Origin of the sequence: Saccharopolyspora rosea (genome assembly GCF_025643595.1) — a bacterium.
Taxonomy (GTDB): domain Bacteria; phylum Actinomycetota; class Actinomycetes; order Mycobacteriales; family Pseudonocardiaceae; genus Saccharopolyspora; species Saccharopolyspora rosea.
Map to the genome: position 1 here is coordinate 270,856 of NZ_CP102826.1, position 24,111 is coordinate 294,966.

General features: G+C 72.2%; 22 protein-coding genes. 10 read left to right on the forward strand and 12 right to left on the reverse strand.

Annotated features, from left to right (window positions below; all coding sequences use genetic code 11):
* Positions 1-71: 71 nt before the first annotated feature.
* The 3 genes from NV263_RS01330 to acs all read right to left on the reverse strand — a co-directional run bounded on the left by NV263_RS01330 (position 72) and on the right by acs (position 4,042).
* Positions 72-557 (reverse strand): phage holin family protein, encoded by a 486-nt coding sequence (locus tag NV263_RS01330; protein WP_263250509.1) that lies wholly within the window; start codon positions 555-557, stop codon positions 72-74.
* 72 nt (positions 558-629) lie between these two features.
* On the reverse strand, positions 630-1,790 hold the full coding sequence (gene nhaA / locus NV263_RS01335) for a Na+/H+ antiporter NhaA (protein WP_380758129.1): 1,161 nt from the start codon (positions 1,788-1,790) through the stop codon (positions 630-632).
* 266 nt (positions 1,791-2,056) lie between these two features.
* Positions 2,057-4,042, reverse strand: a complete 1,986-nt coding sequence (gene acs, locus NV263_RS01340) for an acetate--CoA ligase (protein WP_263250511.1) — start codon at positions 4,040-4,042, stop codon at positions 2,057-2,059.
* Between the two features lie 214 nt (positions 4,043-4,256).
* On the opposite strand from acs, the gene NV263_RS01345 reads away from it, so the two are divergent.
* Positions 4,257-5,000, forward strand: coding sequence for a Fic family protein (locus tag NV263_RS01345; protein ID WP_263250512.1), 744 nt, complete (start codon positions 4,257-4,259; stop codon positions 4,998-5,000).
* Between the two features lie 11 nt (positions 5,001-5,011).
* Positions 5,012-5,941 (forward strand): nucleoside hydrolase, encoded by a 930-nt coding sequence (locus NV263_RS01350; protein WP_263250513.1) that lies wholly within the window; start codon positions 5,012-5,014, stop codon positions 5,939-5,941.
* Positions 5,942-5,957: 16 nt separating this feature from the next.
* Here NV263_RS01350 and murQ read toward each other — a convergent pair whose 3' ends face one another.
* The 8 genes from murQ to NV263_RS01390 all read right to left on the reverse strand — a co-directional run bounded on the left by murQ (position 5,958) and on the right by NV263_RS01390 (position 14,946).
* Positions 5,958-6,881 carry an N-acetylmuramic acid 6-phosphate etherase gene (gene murQ, locus NV263_RS01355; protein ID WP_263250514.1) on the reverse strand — a complete coding sequence of 308 codons (924 nt, stop codon included), beginning with the start codon at positions 6,879-6,881 and terminating at the stop codon, positions 5,958-5,960.
* Positions 6,881-7,801 (reverse strand): MurR/RpiR family transcriptional regulator, encoded by a 921-nt coding sequence (locus NV263_RS01360; protein ID WP_263250515.1) that lies wholly within the window; start codon positions 7,799-7,801, stop codon positions 6,881-6,883. The genes murQ and NV263_RS01360 overlap by 1 nt, the downstream gene beginning before the upstream one ends.
* Positions 7,802-7,999: 198 nt before the next feature.
* A complete protein-coding gene (locus tag NV263_RS01365) occupies positions 8,000-8,392 on the reverse strand; it encodes a PPOX class F420-dependent oxidoreductase (protein WP_263250516.1) in 393 nt (130 codons plus the stop codon).
* Between the two features lie 71 nt (positions 8,393-8,463).
* Positions 8,464-8,877: a MarR family winged helix-turn-helix transcriptional regulator gene (locus tag NV263_RS01370; RefSeq protein WP_263250517.1), complete on the reverse strand. Its 414-nt coding sequence runs from the start codon at positions 8,875-8,877 to the stop codon at positions 8,464-8,466.
* A 41-nt stretch (positions 8,878-8,918) separates the two neighbouring features.
* Positions 8,919-10,652 (reverse strand): serine hydrolase domain-containing protein, encoded by a 1,734-nt coding sequence (locus tag NV263_RS01375; RefSeq protein ID WP_263250518.1) that lies wholly within the window; start codon positions 10,650-10,652, stop codon positions 8,919-8,921.
* Positions 10,653-10,662: 10 nt separating this feature from the next.
* Positions 10,663-11,883, reverse strand: a complete 1,221-nt coding sequence (locus tag NV263_RS01380; protein WP_263250519.1) for an exo-beta-N-acetylmuramidase NamZ family protein — start codon at positions 11,881-11,883, stop codon at positions 10,663-10,665.
* 13 nt (positions 11,884-11,896) lie between these two features.
* Positions 11,897-13,672 carry a glycoside hydrolase family 3 protein gene (locus NV263_RS01385; RefSeq protein WP_263250520.1) on the reverse strand — a complete coding sequence of 592 codons (1,776 nt, stop codon included), beginning with the start codon at positions 13,670-13,672 and terminating at the stop codon, positions 11,897-11,899.
* A gap of 434 nt (positions 13,673-14,106) precedes the next feature.
* A complete protein-coding gene (locus NV263_RS01390; RefSeq protein ID WP_380758053.1) occupies positions 14,107-14,946 on the reverse strand; it encodes an HAD family hydrolase in 840 nt (279 codons plus the stop codon).
* Positions 14,947-15,475: 529 nt separating this feature from the next.
* Here NV263_RS01390 and ssd point away from each other — a divergent pair.
* The 8 genes from ssd to NV263_RS01430 all read left to right on the forward strand — a co-directional run bounded on the left by ssd (position 15,476) and on the right by NV263_RS01430 (position 21,200).
* A complete protein-coding gene (ssd, locus tag NV263_RS01395) occupies positions 15,476-16,597 on the forward strand; it encodes a septum site-determining protein Ssd (protein ID WP_263250522.1) in 1,122 nt (373 codons plus the stop codon).
* Positions 16,597-17,766 (forward strand): TadA family conjugal transfer-associated ATPase, encoded by a 1,170-nt coding sequence (locus NV263_RS01400; protein ID WP_263250523.1) that lies wholly within the window; start codon positions 16,597-16,599, stop codon positions 17,764-17,766. Before ssd ends, NV263_RS01400 begins: the two co-directional genes overlap by 1 nt.
* A complete protein-coding gene (locus NV263_RS01405) occupies positions 17,760-18,545 on the forward strand; it encodes a type II secretion system F family protein (RefSeq protein WP_263250524.1) in 786 nt (261 codons plus the stop codon). Before NV263_RS01400 ends, NV263_RS01405 begins: the two co-directional genes overlap by 7 nt.
* Complete coding sequence (locus NV263_RS01410; RefSeq protein WP_263250525.1) at positions 18,545-19,243, forward strand: type II secretion system F family protein; 699 nt, start codon at positions 18,545-18,547, stop codon at positions 19,241-19,243. The genes NV263_RS01405 and NV263_RS01410 overlap by 1 nt, the downstream gene beginning before the upstream one ends.
* A 29-nt stretch (positions 19,244-19,272) precedes the next feature.
* Positions 19,273-19,497, forward strand: coding sequence for a DUF4244 domain-containing protein (locus NV263_RS01415; protein ID WP_263250526.1), 225 nt, complete (start codon positions 19,273-19,275; stop codon positions 19,495-19,497).
* Entirely contained in the window at positions 19,497-19,880 is a 384-nt protein-coding gene (locus NV263_RS01420) for a TadE family type IV pilus minor pilin (RefSeq protein ID WP_263250527.1), read from the forward strand. Before NV263_RS01415 ends, NV263_RS01420 begins: the two co-directional genes overlap by 1 nt.
* Entirely contained in the window at positions 19,877-20,239 is a 363-nt protein-coding gene (locus NV263_RS01425) for an Rv3654c family TadE-like protein (protein ID WP_263250528.1), read from the forward strand. The genes NV263_RS01420 and NV263_RS01425 overlap by 4 nt, the downstream gene beginning before the upstream one ends.
* Before the next feature lie 319 nt (positions 20,240-20,558).
* On the forward strand, positions 20,559-21,200 hold the full coding sequence (locus NV263_RS01430; protein WP_263250529.1) for a bifunctional DNA primase/polymerase: 642 nt from the start codon (positions 20,559-20,561) through the stop codon (positions 21,198-21,200).
* Between the two features lie 160 nt (positions 21,201-21,360).
* On the opposite strand, the gene NV263_RS01435 is transcribed toward NV263_RS01430, so the two are convergent.
* Positions 21,361-23,694, reverse strand: a complete 2,334-nt coding sequence (locus NV263_RS01435) for a DEAD/DEAH box helicase (RefSeq protein WP_263250530.1) — start codon at positions 23,692-23,694, stop codon at positions 21,361-21,363.
* Positions 23,695-24,111 lie beyond the last annotated feature (417 nt).

A 24,111-nucleotide genomic window follows, 5' to 3' on the forward strand; every position in this document is an offset into this window, starting at 1 on the left:
CCGGAAGCGGCCCACCCCGCTCGCACCTCCGCTGACCAGGTTCACAGCCAGTCGCCGAGCCGCGGGACCGGTCAGGCCGAGGTTTCCTCGCGGCGGTGGGTGATCTGCTTGGCGTCCTTCAGGGACTCGATGGTGCGCTTCGGGGCGCGGATCTTGCGCACCCGGCGGTAGCCGAGGAACGCGAAGACCCCGGCCACGAGCAGCATGAACAGGAACACGATCCCGAAGGCCGCCCAGCGCCACAGGCCCAGCTGGGCCAGTCCCTCGGCGAGCGTGAAGAACAGGAAGAACGTGCTGAAGCCGAGCACGGCCAGCGCGAGGATGAAGAAGACGCTTCCCTTGAGGCCCTTCTTGACCTCCCCGGCCAGCTCGGTCTTGGCCAGCTCCACCTCGGCCCTGACCAGAGTGGACAGGTGGGTCGTGGCGTCGCGGACCAGCGCACCGATGGACTGCCCGGAGTCGGGTCCCGAGCCCTCCTCGGACAGCGGGATGGACGTGACCGCACTCCAGTCACGGCTGCCGTTGTTGCTGTTCTGGGCGCTGTTCACGGTGCCCATCGTGCCACGCTCGATCAGCGTGCGAACCGCCGACTCGCGGGGCGTTACTCCCGGGTTACTCACCGGTGCCGCTCACGCACCCTCGGTGCCGATCCCGTCGTGGTTGCGCCGACCGCGCCGCAGCAGCACGGTCGCGGCCAGCAGCGAGGCGATCGCCGAGGCGATCAGCACCGCGGCCTTCGCGCGTTCGGCCGCCGCTCCCTGGAGGGACAGCTCGGCGATGAGCAGGCTCACGGTGAAGCCGACGCCGCCGAGGATCGCCAGCGCGCTCAGGTCCCGCCACTTCAGGTCGGCGGACTTGGCGGCCAGGCCCAGCTTCACGGCGAGGAACGAACTGCCGAAGATGCCGACCACCTTGCCGAGCACGAGCCCGACGACGACGGCGATCGCGATCCGGTCGTGGACGATCGAGGCCAGCGCCTCGCCGTTGATCGGCACTCCGGCGGCGAAGAACGCGAACACCGGCACGACCAGGCCGGCCGACCACGGCTGCAACCGGTGCTCCAGGCGCATCGACGGCGACTCGGTCTCGCCCGGGTCGGACCGCACGCGGGTCAGCAGGCCCAGCGCGACACCGGCGATCGTGGCGTGGATGCCGCTGGAGTGCACGGCGATCCAGGTCGCCAGCGCCAGCGGCACGTACAGCCACGGCGTGGTGATCCGCTTGCGCTGCGCGAACCAGTAGACGCCGCACAGCAACACGGCGGCGCCCAGCGCGATCACGTCGAGCCCGCCGGTGAACAGCACGGCGATCACGACGATGGCGCCGAGGTCGTCGACCACGGCGAGGCTGAGCAGGAACACGCGGGCCGCGGTCGGCATCCACGACCCGGTCAGCGACAGCACGCCCAGCGCGAACGCGATGTCCGTGGCGACCGGGATCGCCCACGCGCTGTGCCCGCCGGCAGCCCCGTGTCCGATGGCGAACGCGAGGACGGCGGGCGCGATCATGCCGCCGAACGCGGCGATCACGGGCAGCGTCGCGGTCTTGCGGTCGGCCAGTTCACCGATCACCAGCTCGCGCTTGAGCTCCAGGCCCGCGACGAAGAAGAAGATGGCCAGCAGGCCGTCCTTGGCCCATTCGCCGACGGTCAGGTCCAGGTGCAGGAGGTGCGGGCCGATCTCGAAGTCGCGCACCGCGTGGTAGAGGTCGGCGGCGGGCGAGTTGGCGACGAGCAGCGCGACCGCCGCGGCGACCAGCAGGACCATGCCGCCGACGGTCTCGGTGCGCAGGTACGCGCCGAAGTCGAAGGTGCGCCGGCGTTCCTGCCGCCCGGTGGGCGGGGCGTCGTGCGCCGGCTGGTCGGAACGGCGATTGGGCTCGGGCACTGGGGCTCCCCGGGAAGCGGCTACCACGGAATCGTCATCGCCGACCAGACTTCCCGGCACACCCTGACGCCACCCTAACACCCAGGTTGTTCTCAATGCGAACTTTTGTCCAGTGCACATGAAGAAGGGCGCCTCCCCGGCCGGGAAGGCGCCCTTCGCGTCGTGCCTGGTCAGTCCTCGGACGAGGAGGACTTGAGGCCCTTGGAGATGAGGTCCATCACGGAGGAGTCGGCGAGGGTGGTGACGTCGCCGACTTCGCGGTTCTCGGCCACGTCGCGCAGCAGCCGGCGCATGATCTTGCCGGAGCGGGTCTTCGGTAGTTCTGGGACCACCATGATCTGCCGGGGTTTGGCGATCGGGCCGATTTCCTTGGAGACGTGCTCGCGCAGGGCGGCGAGTGCGGCTTCACCGCTGGCGGCGTCCTCGGCGCCGCCGCGCAGGATGACGAACGCGACGATGCCCTGGCCGGTGGTGGGGTCGCTGGCGCCCACCACGGCGGCCTCGGCCACGCTGGGGTGGGAGACCAGTGCCGACTCGACCTCGGTGGTGGAGATGCGGTGGCCGGAGACGTTCATGACGTCGTCCACGCGGCCCAGCAGCCAGATGTCGCCGTCGGTGTCGTACTTGGCGCCGTCACCGGCGAAGTAGTAGCCGAGGTCGGCGAACTTCGACCAGTAGGTGTCCTTGTAGCGCTGGTCGTCGCCCCAGATGCCGCGCAGCATCGACGGCCACGGCTGGTCCAGCACGAGCAGGCCACCCTCGCCGTTGCCGACCTGCTTCCCGGTCTCGTTGACGACCTTGGCCGAGATGCCCGGCAGCGGGGTCTGCGCCGAGCCCGGTTTGGCGGCGGTCACGCCCGGCAGGGGGGAGATCATGATCGCGCCGGTTTCGGTCTGCCACCAGGTGTCCACGATCGGGGTGCGGTCGCCGCCGATGTTCTTGCGGTACCAGATCCACGCCTCGGGGTTGATCGGCTCGCCGACCGATCCGAGGACGCGCAGCGACGACAGGTCGTACTTCGCGGGGATTTCCGCGCCCCACTTCATGAAGGTGCGGATGGTGGTCGGGGCGGTGTAGTAGATCGTCACCCCGTACTTCTGCACGATCTCCCAGTGCCGGCCCTCGTGCGGGGTGTTCGGAGTGCCCTCGTAGATCACCTGGCTCGCGCCGTTGGCCAGCGGGCCGTAGACGATGTAGGTGTGCCCGGTGACCCAGCCGATGTCCGCGGTGCACCAGTAGATGTCGGACTCGGCCTTGAGGTCGAACACGGTGCGGTGCGTGTAGGCCGCCTGGGTCAGGTAGCCACCGGAGGTGTGCAGGATGCCCTTCGGTTTCCCGGTGGTGCCCGAGGTGTAGAGGATGAACAGCGGCTGCTCGGAGTCGAACGCCTCCGGCGTGTGCTGGTCGGGCTGGTCGGCCACCACGTCGTGCCACCACTTGTCGCGGCCGTCGTGCCACTCGACGTCGATGCCGGTGCGGTTGACCACCAGAACGTGCTCGATGCTCGGGGTGCCCGCCACCGCGTCGTCGACGTTGGCCTTCAGCGGCATCGCCTTGCCGCGGCGGTACTGCCCGTCGCTGGTGATGACGACCTTGGCCTGGGCGTCGTTGATGCGGGTGCGCAGCGCCTCGGAGGAGAACCCGCCGAAGACGACGCTGTGCATCGCGCCCAGCCGGGCGCACGCCAGCATCGAGAACACCGCCTCGGGCAGCATCGGCAGGTAGATCGCCACCCGGTCACCGGCGCCGACGCCCAGCGAGGCCAGCGCGTTGGCCGTGCGGGAGACCTCGCGCTGCAGTTCCGCGTAGGTGATCTGCCGGGAGTCACCGGGCTCGCCCTCCCAGTAGATGGCCACCCGGTCCCCGTGCCCGGCCTCGACGTGCCGGTCGACGCAGTTGTAGGCGACGTTCAGCTTCCCGTCCACGAACCACTTGGCGAACGGAGCGTTCGACCAGTCCAGGACCTGGCTCCACTTGGTGTCCCAGTGCAGGCCCTCGGCCTGCTTGGCCCAGAACGCCTCCCGATCGGCGTTCGCCTCGTCGTAGAGCGCCGACGTGACGTTGGCCTGTGCCGCGAATTCCTCCGACGGCGGAAAGGTCCTGCTCTCGTTGAGCAGGTTGTCCAGCGTGTTGCTCTGCCCGTCGGGCTGGCTCATCGTGGAGAACCTCCCTGGCTCATGGTCGCCTGTGCTAGTCGAACCGTAATGCGATCGGCCTCACTCCAACAGGGGGTTTCACCAAATGGTTTAGACCATTTCCCCGAAGTTTGCCGAAACGGACAGTCACCCAGGGCATTCGGGTGGCCACTGTGTCACACATCGCGTGCCGGGTGTGCGAGGGGAACCCGATCGGGCGGTAGCGTCAGCCGCCGTGAACGACAAGCCGTCGCTGGCTCCGCTGCTGGAGCTGCCAGGGGTCACCGATGCGGTGGCCGCCGCCCGTGCGGCCATCGACGAGGTGCACCGGCACCCGGCGAACCGCCGGGGCTGGCCGACCACCGCCGCCGAGGCGTCGGTGCGCGCCGCCCGCGCCTCCGCCGCGGTCGCCGGCGGCGCGGCGGAGATCCCGGAGACCGGTGAGGTCACCGACCCGCTGCTGGCGGGCTCGCTGCGGATCGCCGAGGCGACCGGCACGCTGCTGCCGACCTGGCAGCGCGCCCCGCGGCAGGCGCTCGCCCGGCTGCACGTGCTCGCCGCTACCGACCTCGTCGACGACCCGGACCGGCTGGGACGTCCCCGCCGGGACCCCGGGGTCGCCCAGCGGCTCGACCTGCTCGCCGAGATCCTCACCGCCCCGGCGGGGGAGACCCCGGGGCCCGTCGTCGCCGCCGTCGTGCACGGCGAACTGCTCGCGCTGGCCACGTTCGGCACCGCCGACGGCGTGGTGGCCCGCGCCGCCGCCCGGCTCACCGTGATCGGCAGCGGTCTGGACCCGAAGGGCCTGGTGGTGCCGGAGGTCGCCTACTACCGCCGACCTGACGAGTACGCGCGGGCGGCCGAGGGGTACGTGACCGGCGACCCGGACCGGCTCGCCGAGTGGATCGGCTACTGCTGCCGGGCGCTGGAGACCGGCGCCCGCGAAGCGAAGTCGATCGCGGACGCGGTGGCGGAGTAGGAGGAGCGGACATGGCCGAGAAGGTCCTCATCGACTGCGACCCGGGCATCGACGACGCGCTCGCCCTGGCCCTCGCGCACGGCAGCCCGGCGCTGGACGTCGTCGGCATCACCACGGTCGGCGGCAACGTCGAACTCGGGCACACCACCCGCAACGCGCTGTGCCTGGTGGACTACTACGGCATGGACGTCCCGGTCGCGCGCGGTGCCGGACGACCGCTCGTGCGCGAGCCGCGCACCGCCGCCGACGTGCACGGGGAGACCGGGCTCGGCGGAGTCGTGCTGCCCGAGCCGACGACCTCCCGGCTCAGCGACCGGCACGCCGTGGACTTCCTCGTCGACCGGTTGGCCGCCGAACCCGGCGAGATCTCCCTGGTCGCCATCGGACCGCTGACCAACATCGCCCTCGCGCTGCGCAAGGAACCGCGCATCGTCGAGTGGGCCAGGCGCCTGGTGATCATGGGCGGTGCGTACGGCCGCGGGAACTCCACGCCCGCCGCCGAGTTCAACATCCACGCCGACCCGGAGGCCGCGGCGGTCGTGTTCGGCGCGCCGTGGCGCCCGGTCATGATCGGCCTGGACCTGACGCACCAGGCGCGCGCGGACGCCGCGGTGCGCGCGGGCTTCGCCGGCCTGGGACGCCTGGAGTCGGAACTGCTCACCCCGTGCCTGGACTTCTACGGCGAGCACGCCGGGCGCCACCACGCGGGGCCCGCGGTGCACGACGCCTGCGCGGTCGCCCACCTCATCGACCCGGGACTGATCGAGACCGTTCCGGCCCGCGTGGACGTCGAGACCCACGGGCGCTTCACCTCGGGCATGACGGTCACCGACTTCGACGCGCCGGTGCCCAACGCCGACGTCGCCACGGTCCTGGACCGCGACGCCTTCTGGTCGGTGGTCACCGAGGCGTTCCGCAACGTCGCCCGCGGCATGCCGTGACCGCCGTCCGCCGCGGTCACGGGGTCAGGGAGTGCAGGGCCTCCCGGACGTGGCCGTCGGAGACGGCCAGGGCCGCCGCGGCGCGCTCGACGTCGACGCCGGTGAGCAGGTGCACCAGCGCGGTCTTGAGGTCGCCGTCCGAGGCGGCCAGCGCGGCGGCGCACTCGTCCTCGGACGCCGAGGTCGCCTCCTGCAGGATCCGCAGCGTGCGGCCGCGCAGCTTCGCGTTCGTGGCGTGCATGCTGACCATGAGGTTCGAGTAGGTGCGTCCGAGGCGGATCATCACCGCGGTCGAGAACGAGGTCAGCACGAGCTTCTGGGCGGTGCCCGCCTTCATCCGGGTGGATCCGGTGATCGGTTCCGGTCCGGTGTCGACCGCGATCACCACGTCCGCGGGCACGTCGTCGATCTCCGGGTTCGAGGTCACCATCCCGGTCCGGGCACCGAGCTCGCCCGCGGTCCGCAGCGCGGCCAGCACGTACGGGGTGCGGCCGGAGGCGGCCAGTCCCAGCACGAAGTCGGCGCCGGTGACCTGCGCCTGGACGGTCGCCGCCGCGGATTCGGTGTCGTCCTCGGCGTTCTCCACCGCGCGCAGGAACGCGTCCCGGCCGCCCGCCTGGTGCGCGACGATCCAGTTCGGCGGCACGTTGAAGGTCGGGATCAACTCCGCCGCGTCGAGCACGCCGAGGCGGCCGGACGTCCCGGCGCCCACGTAGTGCACGCGGCCACCGGCGCGCAGCGCGTCAACGGCGAGGTCCACCGCCCGCGCGAGCTGCGGCAGCACGCGCCCGACGGCTTCGGGCACGATCCGGTCCTCGGCGTTGAGCAGTCGCAGGACGTCCAGGGTCGGCAGCAGGTCGATGTCCTTGGTCCGCGGATTGGTGCGTTCCGTGGGGGCGTTGACGCGCACCGCGTGCTCGGCCCTGGTGTCCCGTCCCATCACGCCTCCTTCTGCCGCCTTCGGTCGGGGCGGGTCTCCAGGCGGTGGCCGCCGACCGCCTCGTAGGTGGCCTCCAACGCGGCCCTGGCCTGTTCCAGGTGCCGCTGGGCGACCCCGATGAACAGGCAGTCGACCACGGTGAGCTGCCCGATCCGGCTGGCCATGGCGCCCGATCGGTAGGTGGTCTCGCGGACCGCCGTGGTCAGCACGTGGTCGGCGGCTTCGGTGATCGGCGAGCGCGCGAAGTTCGTCAGCGCCGCGGTGGTGGCCCCGCGTCGCCGGGCCTCGCGCAACGCCTCCACGGTCTCGCTGGTGGCGCCGGTGTGCGAGATGCCGATGGCGACGTCGCCCTCGCGCAGCACCGCCGCCGAGGTCAGCGCGTTGTGCGTGTCGGACCAGGCGAAGCAGGTCAGTCCGATGCGGTGCAGCTTCTGCTGGAGGTCGAGCGCGACGAAGGCGCTCGCGCCGACGCCGTAGACGTCCACCCGCCGCGCCCGGGCCACGGCTTCGACGAGCTGTTCCAGGGTGTCGGCGTCGAGTTGGTCGGCGGTCTCCTCGACGGCCTTGGCATCGGTGTAGCCGACCTTCTCGATGATCTGCGCGACGTCGTCGTCGGGCGCGATGTCGCTGCCCAGCTCGCGGTCCCGGGTGGAGGTGCGCGCGGTGTCGGCGGCCAGCGCGATCCGCAGGTCCGGGTAGCCGCCCACGCCGATCGCCTTGCAGAAGCGGGTCACTGTGGTCTCGCTGGTCCCGGCCGCTTCGGCGACCTCGGTGATGCTGCGGCGAGCGATCGCGGCCGGGTCGGAGAGCACGATGTTGGCCACCCGCTGCTCCGCCCGGGCCAATCCCGGCAGCAGAGAGCGGATCTTGACGAGCGGGCTGGATTCGCCCGACTCGGAGGTCATGTCGTCAGTGACCATGTGGGAAACTTACTAACCGCCTTGTGTGCAGGTCAACGTATCTCGGAAGAGGTGCCTTTTCGAGCGTTTCGGGGCTCCGAGCGGAGTCCCTCCGTACCGGGGGGATACCCGGCTACCCGGCTCTCATCCCGCCCCGACTCCTCCGAAGGGGTGAACGGCGGCGTGCGGTCGGTGAGTCGGCGCGCACGCCGCCCCCCGTCACTGCTTGGTCGCGCGTTCCGGCTCGACGTAGACGATCACCCGCTCCTCGCCGGGCTGCGGCCACGGGTACTCGTCCTCGTCGAGGTACTTCTTCGCCATCTTGTTGATGAACGCGTTGCCCTCGTCGTCCTCGATCCGGGCCACCCGGCCGCGGACCTCCACGTACCGGTAGGGCTGGTCCGGGTCGTGCGCGGAGATCGAGATCCGCGGGTCGCGCTGGAGATTGCGGTACTTCTGCCGGGTCTTGGTCTGGCTGAACTTCAGGTACGTGCCGTCCCAGTCGATCCACACCGGGCTGGACTGCGGTTCCCCGTGCGGGCCGATCGTGGCCACGTGGCCGAATGCGCGCTTGCTCAGGATGTCTTCGCGATCCTGCGGAATCCGGGACACCGGTGTCTCCCTTCGGTTGCGGCTCCTGCTCTCGCTGTGACAGTGCCTGCGCTGCGCCGTTCGCGCGACCCCTAGCGCCGGGCGAGCGCCCGCTGGAGCAGGGTGTGCAGCGAGTTCCGCTCGTGTTCGCCGAGGTCGCCGAGGGGGGAGTCCTCGGCGAGCCGGGACAGCAGGACCTCGCGCTGCCGCGCTCCCTCCGCGGTGAGCACCAGGCGTTTGGAGCGGCGGTCGGTCGGGTGCGGTTCGCGGGCCACCAGGCCCTGCTCCTCCAGGCGGTCCACCACGAACGTCACGTTGGAGGTGGCGCAGTGCATGCGGGCGGCCAGCTCCCGCATGGACAGCGGTTCGGCGAGTTCCCGCAGCGCGACGGCCTGCGTGCTGGTGAGTTCGGAGTCGGCGACGCAGCTGCGGACGTGCTCGTCGATGGCGTGCGCCAGCTCGCTCACCAGACTGCACAGTTCGCGGGTCTGCGCCGATGCGTCCACTCGGCGGATGCTAACAACCTGGAACGTCGGCGATTCGAACGTCAGCGCTCGACCTGGTTCCAGCCCTCCGCGCGCAACCTGTCGACCTGGCGTTCGCCGTCGAGCAGCGTCCGGTCGCGGTCGGCGACCAGGATGCCGTCGAGGTTCACCCCGCGGCCGATGTAGCGGGCGTCCGGGGCGTAGCGCCAGCGCAGCCACAGCCGCTGGCCCGGCTCGGCCGAGGCCGTGCCGACCACGTGCCACCAGGAGCGGTGACCGGCCCCGGCGAGCTGGTCCTGCGGTCCGGTGGGCGCACCCGGGCCCGACGCGCGCAGGGCCACCCGCCGCCAGTCCTGTCCGTCCACACTGGACTCGACGATGAGCGGGTCGATTCCGTCGGAGTCGTTCTGGGTGTCCACGAAGGCGTCGAACGACACCCGCGCCGGACCGCTGACCGGGCCCAGCGGACCGGTCGTCAGCGTGGCGGGCCGCGCCGGGTCGGCGTACCAGGAGTCCGAACCGTGCGTCGGCCGCACGGCCAGGGCGCGGGCGAGCCCCTGCGCCAGCGCTTCGCGGGCGGCGTTGTTGGAACCCCAGTCGCGGGAGGGGTGCACCCGGTTGCTCAGCAGCACCGCGACCGAACCCGACTCGGGGGCGATGACCAGGGACGTCCCGGTGAAACCGGTGTGCCCGGCGGTGTGCGGTCCGCTGAGCCCCGCCATGTACCAGCGCTGGTCCAGTTCGAAGCCGAGCCCGTGCGCGTTGCCGGGGAACGCCTGGTTGTAGTTCGCCAGCATCATCCGCACGGCCTCGGGGGACAGGATGCGCACGCCGTCGTAGCTGCCGCCGTTGAGGATCGTCTGGCCGAGCACGGCGAGGTCGTCCGCGGTCGAGAAGATCCCCGCGTGCCCGGAGACACCGCCCAGCGCCCAGGCGTTCTCGTCGTGCGCCTGGCCGCGCACCAGGCCGCGCGGCGGGTTGCTCTCGTACTCGGTGGCCGCGATCCGGTGCAGCTCGCTCGGCGGCGGGTTGTAGCCGGTGTCGCGCATGCCCAGCGGCCCGGTGATGCGTTCCCGGACCACTTCGTCGAGCGGTTTGCCGCTGACCCGTTCGATGAGCACGCCGAGCGTGATCAGGTTCGGGTCGGCGTAGGTGTAGTTCGTGCCCGGCGGGTGCTCGGGCGTCAGCTGCATGACGGACGGGATCCGCTGCTCCGGCGGCAGTTTCCACAGCTGCACCTCGGCCTGCAGGCCCGAGGTGTGGGTGAGCAGTTGCCGGACGGTGATCCGCTCCTTGCCGTTGACGCCGAATTCCGGCAGGTACTCGGCGACGGGTGCGTCCAGCCGCACCCGGCCCGCGTCGATCTCCTGCACCGCGGCGATCGAGGTGAACAGCTTGGTGAACGAGGCGATGTCGAAGATCGTGTCCGGACGCACCGGTTCCTGCTGGTCGGGCGGGAGTTCGGTGCCCTGCGCGTCGGCGTAGCGGAGTTCCTTGCCGACCGCCCGCCGGTCCACCACGACCCCGTCGTGCGCCAGCAGCGCCACCGCGCCCGCGTACATCGGGTGCGCCAGCCCCGGCGTCGGCTCGGTCCACGACGCGATCCGGCGCATCGCGTCGTCGATCGGCTGGGCGTCCAGCCCGACATCGCCCGGCGAGCCGTCCTGCAACACCGTGTCCGGTGGGGCGAAGCCGCGGCGCGGTCGGTCGAACCGGCCCTCGCCGGTGGCCGCGGCTGCGGACCCGGTCAACCCGACGACCAGCAGCAGCCCCAGCGCCAGGACGGTTCTGCTCATCGGCTCCCCCTCAGCGGTACAGCAGGTACGGCTCGCGCTGCCGTCGGAAGTCGGCCACGTCGGCCTGCCAGGCGTCGGTGATCTCGGCGACGTCCGCACCGGCGTCGACCATCGTGCGCAGTCGGTCGGAACCGGACAACTCGTCGATCACGTGGTCCGGCCGCCAGCCGAACACCGCCGGGTACCGCCGCCGCGCGGTGACGAGCATGGCGACGGCCGTCCGGATCGCGTCGAACCGGCCGGTGCGGTAGATCTGCACGCCGCCGCAGGTCTGCTGGGCGTGCTTGCCGAACGTCGGGACGAAGTAGGTCTCCCGGAACCGCACCCCGTCGAGTCCGGCGGCGTCGAGGTCCTCGGCCCACCGCCAGTCGATCCCGGGTGCGCCGATGGTTTCGAACGGCCGCGTGGTGCCGCGTCCCTCGGACAGCAGGGTGCCTTCGAACAGGCCGGTCCCCGGGTAGACGGCGGCGGTGTCCGCGGTCGGCATGTTCGGGCTCGGTGGCACCCACGGAAGCCCGGTCGCGGTCGTCCGGTCCCGCCAGCCCTCGACGCGGACGACGTCCAGCTTCGGCAGCGGCGACGGCAGGTACTCGCGGTCGAACAGGCGCGCCAGCTCACCGACCGTCATGCCGTGCTGCTGCACGATCGGCAGCATCCCGACGCCGGAGGCGAAGCGCGGGTCGAGCCGCGGCCCGGCGACCGCGCCGCCGATCGGGTTCGGCCGGTCCAGCACCAGGAACGCCACACCCGCCTGCCGGGCGGCCAGCATCGCGGTGTACATCGTCCAGACGTAGGTGTAGAACCGCGCGCCGACGTCGGCGATGTCGAAGACGAGCTGTTCCACCCCGGCCTTGCGGAACAGCTGCGCGAGCTTGGCCGCGTCGGCCCCGTAGGCGTCGTACACCGGCAGCCCGGTGCGCGGATCCCGGTAGTCGCCCTCGGAGCCTCCTGCCTGCGAGGTTCCGCGGAAGCCGTGCTCGGGGCCGTAGACGGCGACGATGTCGATCCCGCCGTCGGCGTGCATCGCGTCGACCACGTGCTGCAGGGAGGTCAGGACGCCGGTCGGGTTGGTCAGCACGCCGATGCGGTGGCCGCGCACGTCCTGCCAGTCCCGCGCCGCGAGCACGTCGGCACCGGTCCGCACGCCCGTTCCGAGCTGGTCGGTCGGAGCCGCCGCGCACGCGGCCGGAACCGACAGCGCGGCCGCTGCCAGGACGTTCCGCCTGCTCACCGGGGGCACGCGGTCACCAACCGAGGCCGTGGCCGAACGGATACCGGTCCTGGCCGGGTCGGCTCGGGTCGGGTACCGGGACGGGCAGCTCGCCGGCCGGGGAGATCTCGCCGAACAGCACCTTCGCCAGCGACTCCATGGCGACCGGCTGGTCCGAGTACGTCGCCAGCCAGGCCGGCGCCTCGGCGCATCCCGCGTCGTACGGGTCCCGGACCGCCACCGCCACAACGGGTTTGCCGGTCCGGCGCAGCGCGTTGACCAGGTCGCGCTGCGCGGAGTTGTCCGCCTGCCACGCCGCGTTCGTCAGCACCACGGTCACGTCGGCGCGTCCGGCCGCGTCGGCTGCCTGCGCGATCTGCTGCTGCGTGGGCCGAAGTCCGGTGGCCAGCGGCTGGGTCCGCGGGCCGCGCGCCTTGACGCGATCGGCGAGCGCACCGACCGCTTCGTCCCCGGCACCGGTGACGAGCACGCTCGCCGGGCGGTGGGTCCAGGGCAGCGCGTGGTCGTCGTTGCGCAGCAATGTCGTGGTGCGGTCGGTGATCCGCTGCGCCGCCGTCAGGTGCTCCGGTGCACCGACGATCCGGTCCACTGCGGACACATCGACGAACGGGTTCGCGAGCACCCCGCGTCCGGACTTCAGCGCCAGGATCCGCTGCACGCTCTCGTCGATGCGCTGCTCGGACAACCGGCCCGAGCGCACCGCGCCGATCACGCCGTCGATCGCGGTCCGCAGGTCGTTGGGCATCAGCAGCACGTCCGCGCCCGCTTGCAGGGCGAGCACCGGGATCTCGGCGTCCGGGTGCTTGCGCCGCACGCCCTCCATCTTCAGCGAGTCGGTGAACACCACGCCCCGGAAACCGAGCTCGTCGCGCAACATGCCGGTGAGGACCTTGGGCGACAGCGTCGACGGCTCACCGGCGGAGGCGTCGAGCTTGGGCACCACGATGTGCGCGCTCATCACCGCGTCGGTGCCCGCCTTGATCGCCTCCCGGAACGGCGGCGCGTCCAGCTGCTCCCACTGCTGCCGGTCGTGCTCGATGACCGGCAGCGAGGTGTGGCTGTCCTGGTTCGTGTCGCCGTGGCCCGGGAAGTGCTTCACCGCCGCGGAGACGGTCGCCCCGGGCGGGGCCGAGTCCTCGTACCCGTGCACCTGGGCGGCGGTCAGCCGTGCGGCCAGCTGCGGATCGGAGGAGAACGAGCGGACGCCGATCACCGGGTTGGCCGGGTTGACGTTGACGTCCCCGCTCGGCGCGAAGTCCTGGTTCAGGCCCATGGCCCGCATCTCCTGGCCGGTGATCGCGGCGGCCCGCTCGGCGTCCGCCGGGCTGCGACCGGCGCCGAGCGCCATGTTCCCGGGAAACCGCGTGGCGGGTTCGGGCAACCGCGTGACCTGGCCCTGCTCCTGGTCGGTGCCGATCAGCAGCGGCACCCGGGCCCCGGACGACGTGGCCGCCCGCTGGAGGCCGTTGGACAGTTCGGCGACCTGCCGGGGGTTGTCGAGGCTGTCGGTCCAGGTGAAGTGGATGATCCCGCCGAGGTGGTACTTGCTCACCACTTCCGCGGGCGTGTCGACGCCGAACTCCTCGCGGTTCTTCGGGTGCGGCGCGTCGGCGGAGGCGCCGTAGGCGTAGGTGACGAACAGCTGCCCGACCTTCTCCTCAAGCGTCATGTCCTGGACCCGGGGAGTCCGGTGCTCGTCGGCCGTGCCCGCGGCGGTCAGGGCGGCAGCGGCGACGGCGACGGCGCTGAGCGTGGCGGTGGTGCGACGGGAGCGGAGTTTCTTGGCCACATCGGCCTCCCTGGTGGCGGACCCGGGGTTGGAAGTTCACCGCGAAACCGAACGAATTCGGAAGTTACCCACGTCACGGGTGCGGGTCAACGCCGCGCGTCGGCGTGGACGCGCCGGGTCCGCACATGCGGCGGCGCCCGCCGATGTCCTCGACGGGCGCCGCCCTCGCGCGGATACCTCGGGTTACCAAGCGTGCTCTTGGTGTCGTCACCTTCGGGGCTAGGCGTCCGGCGTCCCGGTACGCAACCCCCGTTTCCACGACCAGCCTTATCTGCGGCAACGCGTGGGTACTCCGGGTCCCGCGCGCGGAGCCTGATCGGGGTGGACGTTGCTTCTCCTCCGCAACGTCCCTGGCCAACCAGGGTCCGCACCTCCATTTGTAGTCGGTGGCGCCCGTCACTGCAAGGGTCGCCGCAGCCCGATCACCTGCGGTTTCAGCGGTGCCGACGCCAGTACCGGATGCCCCACCACGCCGCGCCGGCGGCGGCCACGGCGCCCATCCCGACGCCCGCGGCGGTCACCGCCGCCCGGGACGGGGTGGGGATCCGGGCGCGCAACGACACCGGGTGCTCGAAGGCCAGCGACGGCCAGCCGCGTTGCACCGCCTCCTTGCGCAGCGCCCGGTCCGGGTTCACGACGGTCGGGTGCCCCACGCTCTCCAGCAGTGCGAGGTCGCTGATCGAGTCCGAGTAGGCGTGGCACTCGGCCAGGTCGTAGCCGTGCTCCTCGGCGAGCCGCCGCGCCGCGGCGGCCTTGTTCTCGCCCGAGCAGTAGAACTCGATCTCACCGGTGTAGCGGCCGTCGGCGACGACCATGCGGGTGCCCGCCCAGTGGTCGACGCCCAGCATCTTGGCGATGGGCGCCACGACTTCCTCGCCGGAGGCGGACAGCACCGCGATGTCGTGGCCCTGCTCCTGGTGCTCGGCGATGAGCTGGGTGGCCTCCTTGTAGACAAGCGGGTCGACGATGTCGTGCAGCGTTTCCTCGACGATCGCGTTGACCTGCTCGACGTCCCAGCCGGTGCACAGCGATGTGATGTGGGCGCGCATCCGGTCCATCTGGTCGGCGTCGGCGCCGGCGAGCATGAACACGAACTGCGCGTAGGCGCTCTTGAGCACGGCCCGCCGGTTGATCAGTCCTTCCTGGAAGAACGGCCTGCTGAAGGCGAGCGTGCTCGACTTCGCGATCACCGTCTTGTCCAGGTCGAAGAACGCGGCCACGCGGCGTCCGTCCGCGGCCGTGGGGTTCGCGGGCTCTGTCACGCAGCACAGCATACGAGCCCGGCCGCGGGCGGTCGTCCGGCGCGAGCGCGGAACCGTCGCGTTCGCCGGGTGGTGTTCCGTTGAGTGGGAAGAATTGCTTGACCTGAATGCGTTGTTGCCGTCCGAGCTGTGATCGGGGAGGGCGACGACGTTCCCCCTAATGAACGGGAGGCGGCCGCTGGTGCTGGGGAGATACAGTGGCAGGAGTCCGGTTCTGCTGGACGAGTTCAGCTCGACCCCCCGGAGCTGAACTTTTGACGACCCCCGTCCCTCCCCCCTGGCGGGGGTCGTCTCGTATCCGGGGTTTCTCCGCGGTGTGGTGCGATGTGCCGCCGCCTCCTCGTGATCAAATATGAATTGCTTTTAAATTTTCCGGGTGTTGTCACCTGTGCGCGGTAGTCGAGTTGTCCACAGGTGACGCGGTTGTCCACAGATTCGGAAATTCGGTCTTGGCGGCGCGGTGGGCCGCGTTCACCGTGGATTTCGGGCGGAATTCTCCGCCGTGTCCACAAGTTCGTCGGGAGATCCCGGGAGGTTCACCGTGTCCGGACCGATGCTGTTCACGTCGGATTCCGAGCTGGCGGAGGAGGTCCTGCGGCTGGCCGCGGCCTCCGGGTGCGAGCTGGTGCACGTGACGGACCCGTCGTCGGCCGAGGGGATGTGGCGCTGTGCGCCGGTGGTGCTGCTCGACCGCGGCACGGCCGAGTTCGGGATGGCCAGCGGATTGCCCCGAAGACCGGGTGTTCTCGTGGTCTGCCGCGCAACGACGGAGCAGCTGTGGCGGTCGGCGTTCGGGGTCGGCGCGGAGCACGTCGTGGCACTGCCGGAGCAGGAGTCGCAGCTCATCGACGTGCTGACCGACGCGCTGCACGGGCCGCCGAGGCGCGACGGGCGCGTGCTCGCGGTGCTCGGTGGTCGTGGTGGCGCGGGTGCGTCCGTGCTGGCGACCGCGACCGCCGTGCGAGCGGCGCGGCGCGGGGACCGGGCGCTGCTGGTCGACTGCGATCCGATGGGCGGCGGGCTGGACCTCGCGACGGGCACCGAAGACGTCGACGGCGCGCGCTGGTCCGGACTCGCGGTGGGCGCGGGTCGGCTGGTGGCGTCCGCGCTCCACGACGCGCTGCCCGCCCGCCGTTTCGGGGCAGGAGCGTTGAGCGTGCTGTCCTGCGACCGCGACGGGCCGTCGACCGGGCTCACCCCCGAATCGGTCCGGACCGTCGTCGGCACCGGTCGACGGGCGGGCGACACGGTGGTGTGCGACCTGCCGAGAGCACTGCCCGAGCCGGCGACCGCGGCCCTGCGGCACGCGGACCTCGTGGTCGTGGTGGTCCCGGCCGAGGTCCGCTCCTGCGCGGCGGCGGCCCGCACCGTCGCCTCCGTCGCCGAGCGCACCGCCGCGCCGGTGCGCCTCGTCGTGCGCGGGCCGGCCACCAGCGGACTCGGCGTGGCCGACGTGCGCGAGGCCGTGGGCGCGCAGGTCCTGACCGCCATGCGTGCGCAACCGGGACTCGCGGAGGCCGTGGACCGCGCGGGTTTTCCGGCGCTCCGCCCCGGGAGCCGCGGCGTCCTGACCCGGGTCGCGGCGCGGGTGCTGGACGAGTTGGACGCATGCGAATCCGCAGTGGACGAATGGCGTCCACTGTCGACAGTGGGTGGTGGGTGATGGAAGCGGAACTGGTCGAGCGGGTCCGCAACCGGCTGGTGGGCAGCGGAGTGCCGGTCACGTCGGCGTCCGTGGCGTCCGCCGTGCGCGAGGAGTCCGGCGGGATCGTCGCCGACGGCGACGTGCTGGCGGCACTCCGGTCGCTGCAGGCCGAGTTCCGCGGAGCCGGGGTGCTGGAGCCCCTGCTCCGGGAACCGGACGTGGCCGACGTGTTGGTGACCGGGCCGGACGACGTCTGGGTCGACCGCGGGGACGGGTTGGTCCGCGCACCGGTGCGATTCCCCGGTGAGGACGCGGTCCGCAGGCTCGCGCAGCGTCTGGCGATGGCCATGGGACGGCGGCTCGACGACGCCCAGCCGTGGGTCGACGCGTGGCTGCCGCGGGAGGACGACGGAGCAGCGGTCCGGCTGCACGCCGTCCTGCCCCCGGTGGCGGCGGGTGGTACCTGCCTCTCGCTGCGCGTCCTGCGGCCCACCGCGCACGATCTCGGCACCCTGCGGCGCGGTGGCGCGTTCGACGAGGACATCGCCGAGGTGCTGCGCGCGATCGTCGCGACCCGACTCGCCCTGCTGGTCGTGGGCGGCACCGCGTCGGGCAAGACGACCCTGCTGGCGGCGATGCTCGGCGAGGTTCCCGGCACCGAGCGGATCGTCTGCGTCGAGGAAGCGGCCGAGCTGCGACCGCGGCACCCGCACGTCGTCCGGCTGCTCACCCGGCCGCCGAACGTCGAGGGAGCCGGGGAGATCCGGGTCCGGGACCTGGTCCGGCAGGCGCTGCGGATGCGGCCCGACCGCCTGATCGTCGGTGAAGTGCGCGGACCCGAGGTCTGCGAACTGCTGGCCGCGCTCAACACCGGCCACGAGGGCGGCGGCGGCACGCTGCACGCCAACTCCCCGCAGGAGGTCCCGGCCCGGATGGAGGCGCTGGCCGCGCTCGGCGGGCTGTCCCGGGAGGCGCTGCACAGCCAGCTGGGGGCAGCGGTCCAGGTCGTGCTGCACGTTCGACGCACCGCCGCACGCGGCCGCCACCTCGCCGGAATCGGCGTGGTCCGCCGCGACGGCGACCGGGTTCGGGTGCGACCGGCCTGGGACGTGGCGGAGGGGTGGGGGCCGGGGCGCCACGACCTCGCCGAGCTGATGGCCTGCCGGGGAGGTGAGTTGCCGTGCTGACGCTGCTCGCCGCCGGGTTGCTGTGCTGGCCGGACGGGCGCGCCCGCGCGCGACTGCGCGGCCCCCGGGCGGTGCGGATCCGCGCACGTCGCTGGGACGCCGTGGCTCGAAGGGCGGTGGTGCCCGCCATCGCGGTCGCCGGTTTCCTGCTCGCCGGAGCAGGCGGGCTCTGCGCGACCGTCGGCGTGGCGCTGATCGGTGCCAGGTACTGGCGTTCTCGTCAGGAATTCCGGCGCGGTCTCGCGCTGTCCGACGAGTTCAGCGCGGGACTGCGGCTGCTGGTGGCGCAGTTGCGCACCGGTGCGCACCCGGCGGTCGCGGCGGCGGGCGCCGCAGCCGAGTCCGGTCCGGTGATCGCGGCCGTCTTCCACGACCTGGCCGCCGTCGCACGGCTCGGTGGTGACGTCGGCACCGCGCTGTCGCGTTCGGGGCCGGAGGGCCTGCGCGCGCCGTTGGCCCGGATGGCGAGGGCGTGGACGTTGGCGGAGCGGCACGGCATCGCGCTCGCCGACCTGCTCGACTCGGTGCGCCGGGACGTCGAGCGCCGCACCAGGTTCCGCAGGTCGGTCGAGGCGGGCATGGCCGGGCCGCGTTCCACCGCTGCGATCCTGATCGTCCTGCCGGTGTTCGGTCTGCTGCTGGGCGAAGCGGTCGGTGCCGCGCCGCTGACCGTGCTCGCCTCGACTCCGACCGGACAGGTGTTGCTGCTGGTCGGAGCGGGCCTGGTGTGCGCGGGAACGGCGTGGACGCTGCGCCTGACCGGGGCGGTGGTGCGGTGATGGTCGCGCTCGTCCTGGCGGCGTTCGCCGTGGCGCTGTTCCCGCTGAACGGTGCGAGAACACGACTCCGGACCGTCCGCCCGACCGCGCCGAAGCGGTTGCCGTCGAAGTCCACTGTGGTCGGTGCTGCGTCCGCCGTGTTCCTGGTCGGCGGGGTCGTCGTGGCCGGTCCCGTCTTCGGCGTCGGACTCGCCGGGTGCGTCGTCGCGGCGGTGCTGCTGGAGTCCCGTCGCCGCAGGCGAAGACAAGAGTTGGTCGATCCGCTCGTGCTGGCGGCCGGTTGGGACCTGCTCGCGGCGGGGATGCGTGCCGGTCTTCCCGTTCCCGTCGTCGTGCACGCGGTGGCGGAGGAGTTCTCCGGCGCGGCGCGACGAGCCCTGCGCGAGGTCGCCGAACACCTCGCATTGGGCGCGGACGCCCTGGCGGCCTGGGAACCGGCGCTGCGCTGTCCGGACACGCTCGAACTCGCCCGCGCCGCCCGCCGCACGGCCCGGACCGGCAGCGGCCTCGCCGAGATCGCCGCCGAACTCGCGGGTGAGGTCCGCGCATCCGCCGCCGACGACGCGCAGACCCGCGCGCAACGGGCCTCGGTCTGGATCACGGCGCCGTTGGCGACGTGCTTCCTGCCCGCCTTCGTGTGCCTGGGGGTGCTTCCGGTGCTCGTCGGGATGCTGCACCGGCTCCCCATCCAGCTGTGAATCACAACGGACACCAAGGAGTGATCGACATGCCGAACCGTTCCCACACCGCCCACCGCGTCCGCTGGACCGCGCCCCGGCGCCTCGTGGCACTGCTGCGCGGTGACCGGGGCACCACCACGGTCGAGTTCGCGCTGTGCGTCGTCACCTGCGCGGCTCTCGCGGCGACCCTCTACAGCCTCGTCACCAGCGACACGGTGCGCGCAGCGCTGCTGAGCCTGCTCGAACGCGGTCTTCAGAGCGGGGCGACCTGATGTCCGCGGGAGCGGTCCCGACGCCTCGCCCCGGCGCCGGGACACCCCGGGACGACGGCTCGGTGACCGTCGAGGCGGCGTTCGCCATCTGCGCGCTCGTCGCGGTGTTCGGCCTGGTCGTCGCCGGGATCGGAGTGCTCTGCGGACAGCTGCGCTGCGCGGACGCGGCGGCGGAGGCGGCGCGCCTGATCGCGCGCGGCGATCGACCGCGGGCGGACGCGGCCGTCGCGCGGATCGCTCCGGCGGGAGCCGCGCTCGCCGTCCGCATCGTCGGCGACGAGGCTGATGTCGCGGTCTCCGCCCCGTTCCCGGGCGGTCTGCTGCCGGGCAGGTGGGTCGAGGCGCGGGCGCTCGCCGTGCTGGAACCGGAGGTGGCGCGGTGACGCGACTGATCGGTCCGGACGATCGCGGAGCCGCCACGGTTCTCGCCGCGGTGCTGACGATCTGCATCGTCGTCGTGCTGTGGCTCGTCGTCATGCTCGGCGCCGCCGCCTCCGCGCGGCACCGCGCGGAGAACGCGGCCGACCTGGCCGCGTTGGCCGCCGCGCTCCGGGCGCCCGGGGGAGATGCGGCGGCCTGCGACCGCGCGCAGCGGATCGCCCGCGGTATGGGCGCGGTCGTGTCGACGTGCGAGTGGGCCGGTTGGGAGGTGAGAGTCGAGGTGACCGCTGAGCTGCCGGACCTGTTCCCCGGGCACGCGCCGGTGCGCGCACGGGCGAGAGCCGGGCCGGTCGGCGCGTGAGCGGTTGGGAACAGCGCTTTCGCGACGAGCGGCGCTGTCCGGCGGTTCGGGCATCTCGGGGACGCGAGCGGCGGCCCCGCCGGTGGCCGTTCCAATGCCGTTCATCAGCCCGCCCTTTCAGTGCCTCTGTCGGTGCACCCCGCGCTCGTCGCGGCTGAGCGACCGGTCATCGATACGGGGGTGTTCCGGAGTGGGTGTGATGCCGTTCATTGGTGGTGTGAGCGCACGGCCGAGGCTCGCGACGACGAGGTCGACGGCCGCGCGGGAACCCCGAACCGCCGGTCGGTGCGCCACTTCGGAACAAGGAGGCTGAAGGCACATGGATTGGTCAGCGGACAGGTGGCAGACCTTCCGCGGCATCCCGGCGCACCCGGCCGGGCTGACCAGCAGTCGGATCGAACTTCGCGTGCAGGCCATCGAGTTCGCATCCCGTGGCTGGCCGGTCCTGGCGGGCACCTACCCCGAAGGTGACCGGTGGGTCGGCGCGACCGACGGACCGGAGCCGGTGCACCCCGACTGGCAGCGCAGGCTCGACACCGAGGTCGAGGAAGTCGCGTCCTGGTGGGCCGAGGAACCGCACGGCCTGCTGGTCGCCACCGGCACCAAGGTCGACGCGATCGAGGTCGGCGCCGACCTGGGCCGCCGGGCCGCGTCGGTGCTGCGGTCGCTCGGGTTCCCGGTGCCGATCGTGGCGACGCCGCGCGGGCGCTGGTACTTCCTGACCACGGGCGGTGCGGAGCTGCGCTCCGAACTCGCCGAGAACCCGGACGTCCGGTTGCACGGCAGCGGGAGCTGGCTGCCGATGCCACCGACCGCCTACCCGCACGGAGCGGTGCACTGGCGGGTCAAGCCCGAGGTCTGCGGGTGGCGACTGCCCACCCCGGACTTCGTGCAGGACGCGCTGTGCTCCGGTCTGCCGGAGGCCCCAGACGTGGCGGAACTCGTCGCGGCAGGCAGCTGACACCTGCCGGTCGGCCGTGTCCCGCCGTCGATGACCGGTACCCCGCGCCCCTCCGGGCCACCCCGAGCGTGGCCGCCCGCAACCCCTCCCCGGCGAGCACTGACCAGCCCTGGTGCTCAAGTCCCCGCGGACGGTCACGCGGCCCGGCCGGTCATCCGGCTCATCCCCCGAGCACGGCCGACACCGCGTCGAGAACAGCCACCGCCCCCGCCTTGTCCAGCGGTTCGTTGCCATTCCCGCACTTGGGCGACTGAACGCAGGACGGGCATCCGGCCGGGCAGTCGCAGGATGCGATGGCCTCCCGCGTCGCGGCCAACCACGGGACCACGGCGGCAAAACCGCGATCGGCGAATCCGGCCCCTCCCGGATGACCGTCGTGCACGAACACCGTTGCCTCCCCGGTGTCGGCGTGCAGCGCGGTGGAAACCCCGCCGATGTCCCAACGATCGCAGGTCGCGAACAGCGGTAGCAGGCCGATCGCCGCGTGCTCGGCGGCATGCAGCGCGCCGGGGATGCGCGCCGGTTCCAGCCCGGCGCTCCCCGGCGCGCTGCCACTCAGCAGCTCTTCACCGACCGTGTACCAGACGGCCCGGGTCACCAGGTTCTGCGCCGGGAGGTCCAGCGGCACCTGGTCGAGCACCTGGCCTGAGGGGAGCGTGCGCAGGTAGCCGACCACCTGCGAGGTCACCTCCACCTCGCCGAGGCACACCGAGACACCGGGGCCCGGGTTCCGCTCCTCGACGGTCCGCAGCACCGAGATGTCGATGATGTTGCGCGGTGAGGTGGTCCAGTCCGGGTTCTCCTGGTGCACCAGTGCGATCCCGGACTCCAGATCGAGGTCGTCGACCACGAACGACTCGCCGCGGTGCAGGTAGACCGCACCGGGATGCACGGTGGCGCACGCCGAGTCCGGGTCCACGGTGCCCAGCAGCCGTCCGGAATCACCTTCCACGACCGCGATCGGATGGCCGCCCGCACCGCGCATCTCGACACTCCGATGTGGACGTTCCCGCGAGGTCCAGAACCAACCGTGCGGGCGCTTGCGCAGCACGCCTTCCGCGGTCAGCGCGTGCACCGCGCGCTCGGCCGGTTCGCCGCCGAAGGTGTCGAAGCAGCTCTCCGTGAGCGGCAGTTCGGACGCCGCGCACGCCAGGTGCGGCTCCAGGACGTAGGGGTTGGCCGGATCGAGCACGGTCGCCTCGACCGGCCGGTCCAGCACCGCCGGCGGGTTGTGCACGAGATAGGTGTCCAGCGGGTCGTCGCGCGCGACGAACACCACCAGCGCGCCTTCGCCGTCGCGGCCCGCGCGTCCCGCCTGCTGCCAGAAGGAAGCCAGCGTGCCCGGGTACCCCGCGACGACCACGGCGTCGAGCCCGGCGATGTCCACGCCCAGTTCCAGCGCGTTCGTGGTGGCCACAGCGCGCAGTTCGCCGGACAGCAGCGCCTGCTCCAGAGCGCGGCGGTCCTCGGGCAGGTAACCACCGCGGTAGGACGCGACCCTGGCGACCAACGAATCATCCACATCGGACAGAGCGCGGCGCGCCGACATCGCGGCGAGTTCGACTCCGCGGCGGGAACGGATGAACGCCAGCGTCCGCGCGTCCTCGATGACCAGGTCGGTCATGATGCGGGCGGTCTCGCTGCCCGCCGACCGGCGCACCGGCGCGCCGTTCTCCCCGGTGACCTCCTCCAGCAGCGGCGGTTCCCAGAAGGCGACCGTGCGGGCGCCGCGCGGCGAACCGTCCTCGGTCACGGCGCGGCATTCGACTCCGGTCAGCCGCCGCGCGAGCGAGGCCGGGTCGGAGACCGTCGCGGACGCGAGGACGAACACCGGATCGGCGCCGTAGTGCCGAGCGATGCGCCGCAGCCTGCGGAGCAGCAGCGCCACGTGCGACCCGAACACGCCGCGGTAGGTATGGCACTCGTCCACCACGACGTACCGGAGCTGCCGGAAGAACCGGGACCACCGGCCGTGCGCGGGCAGGACGCCGTAGTGGAGCATGTCCGGGTTGGTGAAGACCCACCTGCCGTGCGCGCGGACCCAGTCGCGCTCCACCTGCGGGGTGTCGCCGTCGTAGCTCGCCGCGCGGACCTCCTTCAGCCCGAGTTCCTCGATCCCGCGCAACTGGTCGGCGCCCAGCGCCTTGGTCGGCGACAGGTACAGCGCGGTCGCCTTGGGAGTCGCCAGCAGTTCGGCGAGCACGGGCAGCTGGTAGACGAGCGACTTCCCGGACGCGGTCCCGGTCGCGACGATCACGTGCTCGCCTGACCGGGCCAGTTCGGCGCCGGTCACCTGGTGGGTCCACGGCCGGTCCGCGCCGCGCTTGCGCAGCGTCTCCACGAGCCGTTCCGGTACCCAGTCGGGCCACTCGGCGCTGCTCGCCGGTCGGGCCGGGATCCGCGCGACGTGGCGCAGCGGCGACTCCCCGGCCGGGACACCGGCCAGTACCCGGTCGAGCAACCGCCGTCCCTTGTCCGTGTCCGCTGCGCTCACGATTCGAGCCTCGCACAAGCCGTTCGGGCGTCGGTGGCCCGTGCCCGACCGCGGCACCGGACGCCCGTCCGTCATCTCTTCGGCGGATGCCCCGTTGCCCCGACCGAATGTCACCCGATCGGGCAGTTTTCGCGGATCCGGGCGAGCGGGGGCCGGAAGCGTCGCCCGCTTCGGCCGATCGGTGAAGTCACGGCCAATACACCATGTAACCCGTTCGGGCCAAATCGAGTTCTCCCCGAACGGGCGATCAAGTGGCCTTCTGAATCGATTATTCAATAACGAACCCGCACGTCAGGACGAGTTGCGTGTCACACCGTGAGGTAAGCCACTGTGGGGCTGAATAGACTTCCCGGCCACGACGTCGCCACGGACGACCACGGGTCGCACCGGGCGGGGCCGTCTACCGCGCCGGAGACG